This is a genomic window from Streptomyces montanus (genome assembly GCF_005786655.1).
Lineage (GTDB): Bacteria > Actinomycetota > Actinomycetes > Streptomycetales > Streptomycetaceae > Streptomyces > Streptomyces sporangiiformans.
Genome location: NZ_VBZC01000018.1, coordinates 144,644 through 153,906, shown reverse-complemented (window position 1 = coordinate 153,906; position 9,263 = coordinate 144,644). Strand labels below are relative to the sequence as shown.

Sequence of the window (9,263 nt, the reverse complement as noted above, 5' to 3'; positions counted from 1 at the left end):
GAGCCGCGGTAATTCAGCCCCTCCGGCGTTTGAGGAGCGGGGGTCCGGGGGCTGGCCCCCGGGAACGGGGTCTGGGGCGGAGCCCCAGAAGGATGGGACGGGTAGGGGCGGCGGGGGCGAAAAAAATGCCGGCCCCCTCCCGCGCGCCTCCGAACCGGTGACACCGCAGGTGAGTTCCCCCACAACGACCTCTCCCTGAGGAGCGACCCGCCCTTTTGCGCCTTACGCTCGACGGACCGCACGACCCCCGTCTCATTTTCCGCCAGCGGAGGTTTCTGCTCCATGAAGCTCACCGTCGTCGGCTGCTCGGGGTCGTTCCCGTCCGCGGAATCGGCCTGCTCGAGCTACCTCGTCGAGGCCGACGGCTTCCGGCTGCTCCTCGACATGGGCAACGGCGCCCTTGGCGAGCTGCAGCGCCACTGCGGTCTCTACGACCTCGACGCGATCTACCTCAGCCATCTGCACGCCGACCACTGCATCGACATGTGCGCCTATTTCGTCGCGCGTTACTACAGACACGACGGCGGTCGCTGTCCCCCCATCCCGGTCTACGGCCCCGAGGGCACCGAGCACCGCCTGACCACCGCGTACGCCGACACCCCCAGCGCCTCCTCCATGAGCGAGGTCTTCGACTTCCACACGGTCAAGCCCGGCTCCTTCGAGATCGGCCCGTTCTCCGTGCACACGGAGAAGGTGAGCCACCCCGTGGAGGCGTACGGCATCCGCATCGAGCACGGCGGCCGGGCGCTGACGTACTCCGGGGACACGGGCGTGTGCGACGCGCTCGACGAACTCGCCCGGGACGCGGACCTGTTCCTGTGTGAGGCCGCGTTCACGCACGGCAAGGAGAACATCCCCGACCTGCACCTCAACGGCCGCGAGGCGGGCGAAACCGCCACCCGTGCCGGCGCCCGCCGCCTCGTCCTCACCCACATCCCGCCGTGGACGGATCCCCAGGTGAACCTGGCGGACGCGCGCGAGACGTTCGCGGGACCGGTGGAAGTGGCGGCGCCCCGGAAGACGTACGAGATCTAGCCCCGAAGGTCGGCACGAGGCCGGCACGAAGGCCGGTACGAAGGTCGGTAGTACGCACGCGAAGGCCCCCTCAGTGAGTCGCTGAGGGGGCCCTTCCCGCGGGGAGGGCGGGATCACGCCTTGGTCAGGTCCTCCAGCTCCTCTTCGGGCTCGCGGCCCGGGGTGGTGAGGTTGAACTTGACGATGGCGAATCGGAAGAGGGTGTAGTAGATCGCGCCGAAGACCAGGCCTATCGGGATGATCAGCCATGGCTTGGTCGCGAGGTTCCAGTTCAGGAAGTAGTCGATCGCGCCGGCCGAGAAGGTGAAGCCGGCATGCACGCCGAGCGCCCAGGTGATCGCCATGGACAGGGCGGTGAGCACCGCGTGGATCGCGTACAGCACCGGGGCGATGAACATGAACGCGAACTCGATCGGCTCGGTCACACCGGTGACGAACGAGGTCAGCGCGACGGAGATCATGAGACCGGTCACGGCCTTGCGGCGCTCGGGGCGGGCGGTGTGCGCGATGGCGAGGGCGGCGGCCGGCAGACCGAACATCATGATCGGGAAGAAGCCCGACATGAACTGGCCGGCGGTCGGGTCACCGGCGAAGAAGCGGTTCAGGTCGCCGTGCACGATCTCGCCCGCGGAGTTCTTGAAGTCGCCGATCTGGAACCAGGAGACGGAGTTCACGAACTGGTGCATGCCGACCGGGATCAGCGCACGGTTGATCAGACCGAACAGGCCGGCGCCGACGGCACCGAGGCCGGTGACCCACGTGCCGAGGTCGGAGATGACCTCACCGATCGGCTCCCAGACCAGACCGAAGAAGACGCCCATGAAGGTGCCGACGAAGGCCATCAGGATCGGGACCAGACGGCGGCCGTTGAAGAAGCCGAGCCAGTCGACCAGCTTGGTGCGGTGGAACTTCTGCCACAGCACCGCGGACAGCAGACCCATGACGATGCCGCCGAGGACACCGGGGTTGTTGTAGGTCGCGGCTATGTCCGCGCCGTTCTGGACCTTGGCCTCGGTGACCGGGAAGGCCTTCAGTACATTGCTGTAGACAAGGAAGCCGACCAGGGCGGCGAGTGCGGTGGAGCCGTCCGACTTCTTGGCGAAGCCGATCGCGACGCCGACGCAGAAGAGCAGCGGCAGGTTGTCGAATACGGCGCCACCGGCGGTGGCGAAGACGGACGCGACCTTGGGCCAGCCGAGTCCGTCGGCGCCGAACACGTCGGCTTGACCGAGGCGCAGCAGGATGCCCGCCGCCGGAAGCACGGCGATGGGGAGCTGCAGGCTACGGCCGATCTTCTGCAGGCCCTGGAACAGGCCGGATCCCCACTTCTTTGCTGGGGCCGCCGTGACTGTGGCGGTGCTCATGGTGCCTCCAAGGGGCGGGCGTGGTCTACACCACTCAGTGGTGTAGACCATGTTGTAGCACGGTGAAGGCCAGATAAGGAACCCGTCAATCTGTCAGCTGGACATACAGGGCGAATTGCTAACTTCTCGCTCAAATCCACCTATCGCATAGGACGTTCTGAGCACCCGTTACCGTCATAAATGCGTCAACTTCCTTGCCGGGGTGGTTCCTTGCGCGGCGCGCCGGTCCGGAGTCGCCGTCCTGGTCCCGGACAGTCCGTCGACACTGTGTCCAGGCCGCACCGCAGATCGTGCCGACCGGATTGTCCGGTAGTGGTCTGCGGGTTTCGCACTCGCCGCTGTGTGGTGTAGACCAGTGTCGTGAGGATGTGCTGTCGCGGACCTGCGGTCAGCCGCGTCCGGGCCCCGAGAACGCGTCCTTTGGCATCAGGGAGAAGAAATGGCCACCAAGGCTGAGAAGATCGTCGCCGGACTCGGCGGCATTGACAACATCGAAGAGGTCGAAGGCTGCATCACGCGCCTGCGCACCGAGGTCGTCGATGCGGCCCTGGTCGACGAGGCCGCCCTGAAGGCCGCCGGCGCCCACGGCGTCGTCAAGATGGGCAATGCGATCCAGGTTGTCATCGGCACGGACGCCGACCCGATCGCGGCGGACATCGAGGACATGATGTGAGCGCCTGACCTCACACAACGGTCGGTACCCCGGGCCTCCCGGCCTCCCGGGCTCACTGCCGAGCGGCCGCTTCCGTCACCGGAGGCGGCCCCTCCCCTCTGTGCGGCTAGGCTCGTCGGCATGTCTCGAATCGACGGCCGCACGCCCGAACAGCTCCGCCCCCTCACCATCGAGCGCGGCTGGAGCAAGCACGCCGAGGGCTCCGTCCTCATCTCCTTCGGCGACACGAAGGTCTTCTGCACCGCCTCCGTCACCGAGGGCGTCCCGCGCTGGCGCAAGGGCAGCGGGGAGGGCTGGGTCACCGCCGAATACTCCATGCTGCCGCGCGCCACCAACACCCGCGGCGACCGTGAGTCCGTCCGCGGCAAGATCGGCGGCCGCACCCACGAGATCAGCCGCCTCATCGGCCGCTCCCTGCGCGCGGTCATCGACTACAAGGCGCTGGGCGAGAACACCATCGTCCTCGACTGCGACGTCCTCCAGGCCGACGGCGGCACCCGCACCGCCGCGATCACCGGCGCGTACGTGGCGCTCGCCGACGCCGTCTCCTGGGCCCGCGGCAAGAAGCTCATCAAGGCGGGCCGCCAGCCGCTCACCGGCACGGTCTCGGCCGTCTCCGTGGGCATCGTCGACGGCGTACCCCTGCTCGATCTCTGTTACGAGGAGGACGTGCGCGCCGAAACCGACATGAACGTCGTCTGCACCGGCGACGGACGGTTCGTCGAGGTCCAGGGCACGGCGGAGGCCGAGCCCTTCTCCCGCGAGGAGCTCAACTCCCTGCTCGACCTTGCCGTTTCGGGCTGCGCGGAACTCGCTGTCGCCCAGGCCAAGGCCCTTGATACCGTCCTCGAAAGGTAAAGGGCGCACCAAAAGGAGTCGCTCGCCGCGGGCAACCACGGCACCGGTCCTCGCGTCACTAGCAGTAAGGGCGTACGGCACACCGCTGTGCGCCCGCCGTACCAAAGGGGCCCTTGGGGCCTGAGCAACGGGAGGACCGTTCCATGGCCACGAGCCGCCGCCGACTCGGCCGCCGCAGTACCGCCATCGCCGCCACCGCGGCCGCCGTCGCGCTGACGGCCGGGCTGACCACCGGCTGCGATGCCGTCAACAAGGCGCTGGACTGCGTCCAGACCGCCGACGCCATCGCCGACAGCGTCACCGAGCTCCAGCAGGCCGTCGAGAACGCGTCGAACGACCCGACGCAGGCCGACGAAGCGCTCGACTCCATCGACAAGAACCTCGACAAGATCGGCGACAAGACCGACGACACGGACGTCAACAAGGCGGTGGACGACCTCCAGAGTGCCGTCACCAACGTCCGCGAAGCCATCAAGAACGGCGACAAGACGCCCGACATCAGCCCGGTGACGGACGCGGCGGGCGAACTGACGAAGGTCTGCACGCCCTGAGGTGCCGCCGGGTGCTGAGGTGCTGAGGTACTGGGAGCGCTGATCAGGAGCCGCGCTCCCTTCCGGTGACTAGGGTGAGAACCATGACCCGCCTGATCCTCGCCACCCGCAACCACGGAAAGATCACAGAGCTGAAGGCGATCCTCGCCGCCGCAGGTCTCAGCCACGACCTCGTCGGCGCGGACGCCTACCCAGACGCTCCCGACGTCAAGGAAACCGGCGTCACCTTCGCCGAGAACGCGCTGCTGAAGGCCCACGCCCTCGCCCAGGTCACCGGCCTGCCGGCCGTCGCCGACGACTCGGGCCTCTGCGTCGACGTCCTCGGCGGCGCCCCCGGCATCTTCTCCGCCCGCTGGTCCGGCTCCCACGGCGACGACCGCGCGAACCTCACGCTCCTCCTCGACCAGCTGAGCGACGTCCCCGACGAACACCGCGCGGCCCACTTCGCCTGCGCCGCCGCCCTCGCCCTCCCGGACGGCACGGAACGCGTCGTGGAGGGCCGCCTCCGCGGCACCCTCCGCCGTGAACCCGCCGGCGCCAACGGCTTCGGCTACGACCCGATCCTCCAGCCCGACGGCGACACCCGCACCTGCGCGGAAATGTCACCGGAGGAGAAGAACGCGATCAGTCACCGGGGCAAGGCGTTCCGGGAGCTGGTGCAGGTGGTGCGGGAACTGCTGGGCTGACGCCTACTCAAAAGTGCGGCCGGGGGGATTCGAACCCCCACGGGTGTTACCCCACTGGGACCTAAACCCAGCGTGACTGCCAATTCCACCACGGCCGCCTGCCGTCCGGTCATGCTACTGGCCGGACGGTCCGTGACGGACCTCAGATCCCCAGATCCTTGATGATCTTGGCGACATGGCCGGTCGCCTTCACGTTGTAGAGCGCCCGTTCCACCTTGCCCTCCTCGTCCACGATCACCGTGGAGCGGATGACGCCGACGACTGTCTTGCCGTAGAGCTTCTTCTCGCCGAAGGCGCCGTAGGACTCCAGGACCGACTTGTCGGGGTCGCCGAGCAACGTGACCTTGAGGGACTCCTTCTCACGGAACTTGGCGAGCTTCTCCGGCTTGTCGGGGGAGATGCCGATGACGTCGTAGCCGGCGCCCGCCAGGAGATCCAGGTTGTCCGTGAAGTCGCAGGCCTGCTTGGTGCAGCCGGGGGTCAGGGCGGCCGGGTAGAAGTAGACGATGACCTTGCGGCCCTTGTGGCCGGCCAGGGAGACCTCGTTGCCGTCGGCGTCGGGCAGGGTGAAGGCGGGGGCGGTGTCGCCGGGCTGGAGTCGCTCGCTCATCTCGGTTCGGTCTCCTCGCGGGGTTTGTGGATACGACCCGAGCGTAATGGGGGTGCCGGGCGGTGTGCGCCGAGCTGAGCTGACAGACTGTCGACCAGAGAAAACGACCACGATCACCACGACCACGGAGGCAGCGCGTGTCGGATACGTCGAGCACGCCGGACACCAGGACTCCGGCGCAGATCGAGGCGGACATAAAGCGCCGTCGCGAGACTCTCGCCGAGACGCTCGACGAGATCGGGGTGCGGGTGCACCCGAAGACGATCGTCGGCGATGCGAAGGCCAAGGTCGTCTCCAACATCGACCACACGCTCGGCCGCGCCTACGTCGGCGTGAACCGCGCGGTCAGCGATGTGAAGCGACAGCTGGTGACCGAGGACGGCGCGCCGCGACTGGAGCGCATCGTGCCCGTGGCCGTCGTGGTGGTCGGGCTCGTCGGACTGCTGGCCCTCGGCTCCCGGCGGCGCAAGGGCTGACCGACCTCACCCCGACCCCGCCCGCGTACGTTTCGCGCAAAGCCAGGTAGGTTCAAAGGCGTGAGTGAGAACACCCATCACGACAAGCTGCCCATCCGGATGCTGCACGACCGCGTACTCGTGCGCCAGGACACCAATGAGGGCGAGCGCCGTTCCGGCGGCGGCATCCTGATCCCCGCGACGGCCGCCGTCGGCCGGCGTCTCGCATGGGCCGAGGTCGTCGCGGTCGGGCAGAACGTACGCACCGTGGAGCCGGGCGACCGCGTCCTGTACGACCCGGAGGACCGCGCCGAGGTCGAGGTCCGGGGAGTCCCGTACGTGCTCATGCGCGAGCGTGACCTGCACGCCGTGGCGGCGGACCGGTTCGAGGGCTCCGAGGACTCGACGGGCCTGTATCTCTAGCCGCACGTAGGCGTAGCGCAGACGCAGACGCAGACATCCGCAAGAGGGGCTGGTGACGGCAGTCACCAGCCCCTCTCGTCTGCTTTCGTCCGGCCCGTCTGCCGTGGACCGGGCCCCGCTACCTGACGGGCCCGCCTCCCTCCGCCAGGCCCGCGGTTCCGCCGCCGTCCGCCGTGCCGCCGCCCGTGGTCGTCGTTTCGTCGCCGCCCGTGGTCGACGTACCTCCGTCGGTCGTGCCGCCGCCCGTCGTGGTCCCCCCGTCCGTCGTGCCGTCATCGGGCTGCCCCGGCGTCTGGCCCGGTGTCTGTCCCGGTGTCTGTCCCGGCGTCTGCTCCGGAGGCAGGCCCGGGGTCTCCTCGGCGCCGGTGGTCGTGCCGTCGTCGGGCGTCTCGTCGTCGGTCGCGCCGCCGTCGTCCTGGCCGCCCATGCCCGGCGGAGCAAAGGTGGGTACGTCCGTCGGGAGCTCCGGCACCTCCGCGCCCTCCTGCAGCAACAGGTCGAAGTCCTGGACCTCGGTGCCCTCGAGGGCGTCCCTGGTGTACTGGGCCCAGATCTGCGCCGGGTAGCCGCCGCCGTTGATGCGGGTCTGGCCGAGCGCGTCGTACAGCGGGGTGTGGGCGCCCGACTCCGGGTCCTGGCCCATGATGGCGACGACGGTGGCGAGGTTCGGGGTGTAGCCGGCGAACCAGGCCGCCTTGTCCTCCTCCGCGGTGCCGGTCTTGCCCGCCGCGGGACGGCCCGCGGCCTGCGCCGCCGTGCCGGTGCCGCCGTCCACGACGCTCTGGAGGATGGACGTCGTGGTGTCGGCGGCCTCGCGGCTGACGGCCTGCCTGACGTTGGTGTCCCGCGAGGGCAGGTCGACGGCGCCCCGCGTGCCGTCCTTGGTGATCTCCGAGACGAGCGTGTACGCCCCGTGCCTGCCGTGGTTCGCGAGCGTCGCGTACGCCTCCGCCATGTCGAGGACACTGGCGGTGGCCGGCCCGAGCGCGATGGAGGGGGAGGCGTTCAGGTCGGGGGTGGCGGACGGGATGCCCAGATTCAGCGCCGTCTGCCGGACGTTCTCGCCGCCGACGTCCACGGCCATCTGCGCGTACACCGAGTTCACGGAGCTGTCGGTGGCCTCGCGGACCGAGATCGGGCCGTACGAGGCGTTGTCCTCGTTCTCGGGCGCGTACGCGCCGCCGTCCCAGCCCTCCACGGGCCGCTTGTTCGTGCCGTCGTAGACGGTGTTCGGCGTGATGGGGCGGCCGTCCTGCGTGGTCGAGCCGTTCTGCACGGCGGAGGTGAACACGAACGGCTTGAAGGTGGAGCCGACCTGATAGTCGCGGCGCGTGGCGTTGTTGACGTACTGCTTCGTGTAGTCGATGCCGCCGTACATCGCGACGACCTTGCCGGTGGCCGGGTCGATGGAGACGCCGCCCGCGCGGACGTTCCGGTCGATCTTGCGGTTCTTCTTGTCGAGCTGGTCCATCACCTGGTCGTCGACGGCCTTGATGAAGGCGTCCTGCTTGTCCTTCTGGATCGTCGTGGTGATGCGGTAGCCGCCGGTGGCGAGGGTGTCCTCGTCGATGATCTCGCTGCCGGTCAGGTAGTCCTTGACGGCCTGCACGAGATAGCCGCGCTGCCCGGACATCCCGGCCGAGCCCTTGGCCTCGTCGGGTGTCGGGAATTTGAGGCCGGCCCGCTCCGAGGGGCTCAGCCACTTCTTCTTGACCATGCCGTCGAGTACGTAGTTCCAGCGCTCCATGGCCGCGGGCTTGTTCTCGGGGTGCGCGATCACGTCGTACTCGCTCGGGGCGTTGAGCAGCGCCGCGAGGTACGCGCCCTCGGCGGCCGTGAGGTCCTTGGCGTCGGTGCCGTAGTAGGCCTGGGCGGCGGACTGGATGCCGTAGGCGTTGCGGCCGAAGTAGCTGGTGTTCAGATAGCCCTCGAGGATGTGGCCCTTGCTCACCTCGCGGTCGAGCTTGATGGAGATGAAGAACTCCTTCACCTTCCGCGTGACCGTCTGCTCCTGCGCCAGGTAGTAGTTCTTCACGTACTGCTGGGTGATCGTCGAACCGGACTGCTTGCCCTTGCCGGTGGCGGTGTTCCACGCGGCGCGGATCATCGCCTTCGGGTCGACGGCCGACTCGGAGTAGAAGTCCCGGTCCTCGGCGGCGAGCACCGCGTGCTGGGTGTCCTTGTCGATCTGGGCGAGCGTCACGTTCTCCCGGTTGACCTCGCCGTCACGGGCGAGCTGGCTGCCGTCCGCGTACAGGTAGACGTTGCTCTGCTTGGTCGCGGCCGCGTTCGCCGGCGGGATCTCGACGAGGAGGTAGCCGAGCGCGAAGAGGCCGATCAGCAGCAGGAGCCCGCAGAGGAAGCTGCCGAGCACCATCCGCCAGGTCGGGACGAGACGGCGCCAGCCGGTGCGCTTGGGGCGCTTGGGGTTCTTGGGATTCACGGGCCTCTCGCCCGGCTCGCCCAGCGCACCCCGCTCGTCCGGTGTCGCCGTGAGCGTCACCGTGAGTTCCGGTCGGGGGCCGGGTTCCGGTCCGGGTTCCCGCGGTGCCCAGCCCTCGCTCGGCTGCTGCGGCTGCGGCTGGTCGTTCATGTCGTGCCGGACTCC

10 protein-coding genes and 1 tRNA gene are annotated in these 9,263 nt (G+C 68.8%); 7 read left to right on the top strand and 4 right to left on the bottom strand.

Features of this window, described 5'->3' with window-relative positions:
* The first annotated feature begins 282 nt into the window (after positions 1-282).
* Positions 283-1,035: an MBL fold metallo-hydrolase gene (locus FE633_RS18635; RefSeq protein WP_138046285.1), complete on the top strand. Its 753-nt coding sequence runs from the start codon at positions 283-285 to the stop codon at positions 1,033-1,035.
* A 113-nt stretch (positions 1,036-1,148) separates the two neighbouring features.
* On the opposite strand, the gene FE633_RS18630 is transcribed toward FE633_RS18635, so the two are convergent.
* Positions 1,149-2,399, bottom strand: coding sequence for a PTS transporter subunit EIIC (locus FE633_RS18630; protein WP_138046284.1), 1,251 nt, complete (start codon positions 2,397-2,399; stop codon positions 1,149-1,151).
* Between the two features lie 439 nt (positions 2,400-2,838).
* Here FE633_RS18630 and FE633_RS18625 point away from each other — a divergent pair, with 439 nt between their 5' ends.
* The 4 genes from FE633_RS18625 (at position 2,839) to rdgB (ending at position 5,167) form a co-directional block, all read left to right on the top strand.
* The gene (locus tag FE633_RS18625) at positions 2,839-3,072 is read left to right on the top strand and encodes a PTS sugar transporter subunit IIB (RefSeq protein WP_119102158.1); all 234 of its coding nucleotides are present in this window, start codon (positions 2,839-2,841) and stop codon (positions 3,070-3,072) included.
* Between the two features lie 120 nt (positions 3,073-3,192).
* Positions 3,193-3,930, top strand: coding sequence for a ribonuclease PH (rph, locus tag FE633_RS18620; RefSeq protein ID WP_119102159.1), 738 nt, complete (start codon positions 3,193-3,195; stop codon positions 3,928-3,930).
* A gap of 143 nt (positions 3,931-4,073) precedes the next feature.
* Complete coding sequence (locus FE633_RS18615) at positions 4,074-4,481, top strand: hypothetical protein (RefSeq protein ID WP_119102160.1); 408 nt, start codon at positions 4,074-4,076, stop codon at positions 4,479-4,481.
* 83 nt (positions 4,482-4,564) lie between these two features.
* Positions 4,565-5,167, top strand: coding sequence for an RdgB/HAM1 family non-canonical purine NTP pyrophosphatase (gene rdgB / locus FE633_RS18610; protein WP_138046283.1), 603 nt, complete (start codon positions 4,565-4,567; stop codon positions 5,165-5,167).
* A gap of 14 nt (positions 5,168-5,181) precedes the next feature.
* Here the strand turns inward: rdgB and FE633_RS18605 are convergent.
* Positions 5,182-5,265, bottom strand: a tRNA-Leu gene (locus tag FE633_RS18605).
* Positions 5,266-5,309: 44 nt separating this feature from the next.
* The gene (gene bcp, locus FE633_RS18600; protein WP_138046282.1) at positions 5,310-5,777 is read right to left on the bottom strand and encodes a thioredoxin-dependent thiol peroxidase; all 468 of its coding nucleotides are present in this window, start codon (positions 5,775-5,777) and stop codon (positions 5,310-5,312) included.
* A 137-nt stretch (positions 5,778-5,914) separates the two neighbouring features.
* On the opposite strand from bcp, the gene FE633_RS18595 reads away from it, so the two are divergent.
* Positions 5,915-6,253, top strand: a complete 339-nt coding sequence (locus FE633_RS18595; RefSeq protein ID WP_138046281.1) for a DUF3618 domain-containing protein — start codon at positions 5,915-5,917, stop codon at positions 6,251-6,253.
* 60 nt (positions 6,254-6,313) lie between these two features.
* Complete coding sequence (locus tag FE633_RS18590; RefSeq protein WP_162931191.1) at positions 6,314-6,655, top strand: GroES family chaperonin; 342 nt, start codon at positions 6,314-6,316, stop codon at positions 6,653-6,655.
* Positions 6,656-6,773: 118 nt separating this feature from the next.
* Here FE633_RS18590 and FE633_RS18585 read toward each other — a convergent pair whose 3' ends face one another.
* Positions 6,774-9,248, bottom strand: a complete 2,475-nt coding sequence (locus FE633_RS18585; protein ID WP_138046280.1) for a transglycosylase domain-containing protein — start codon at positions 9,246-9,248, stop codon at positions 6,774-6,776.
* Between the last annotated feature and the right edge of the window lie 15 nt (positions 9,249-9,263).

Coding starts and splice junctions, on each gene's coding strand:
- rph (WP_119102159.1), top strand. CDS start 3,193: ATGTCTCGAATCGACGGCCGCACGCCCGAACAGCTCCGCCCCCTCACC.
- rdgB (WP_138046283.1), top strand. CDS start 4,565: ATGACCCGCCTGATCCTCGCCACCCGCAACCACGGAAAGATCACAGAG.
- FE633_RS18585 (WP_138046280.1), bottom strand. CDS start 9,248: ATGAACGACCAGCCGCAGCCGCAGCAGCCGAGCGAGGGCTGGGCACCG.
- FE633_RS18630 (WP_138046284.1), bottom strand. CDS start 2,399: ATGAGCACCGCCACAGTCACGGCGGCCCCAGCAAAGAAGTGGGGATCC.
- FE633_RS18625 (WP_119102158.1), top strand. CDS start 2,839: ATGGCCACCAAGGCTGAGAAGATCGTCGCCGGACTCGGCGGCATTGAC.
- FE633_RS18615 (WP_119102160.1), top strand. CDS start 4,074: ATGGCCACGAGCCGCCGCCGACTCGGCCGCCGCAGTACCGCCATCGCC.
- FE633_RS18635 (WP_138046285.1), top strand. CDS start 283: ATGAAGCTCACCGTCGTCGGCTGCTCGGGGTCGTTCCCGTCCGCGGAA.
- bcp (WP_138046282.1), bottom strand. CDS start 5,777: ATGAGCGAGCGACTCCAGCCCGGCGACACCGCCCCCGCCTTCACCCTG.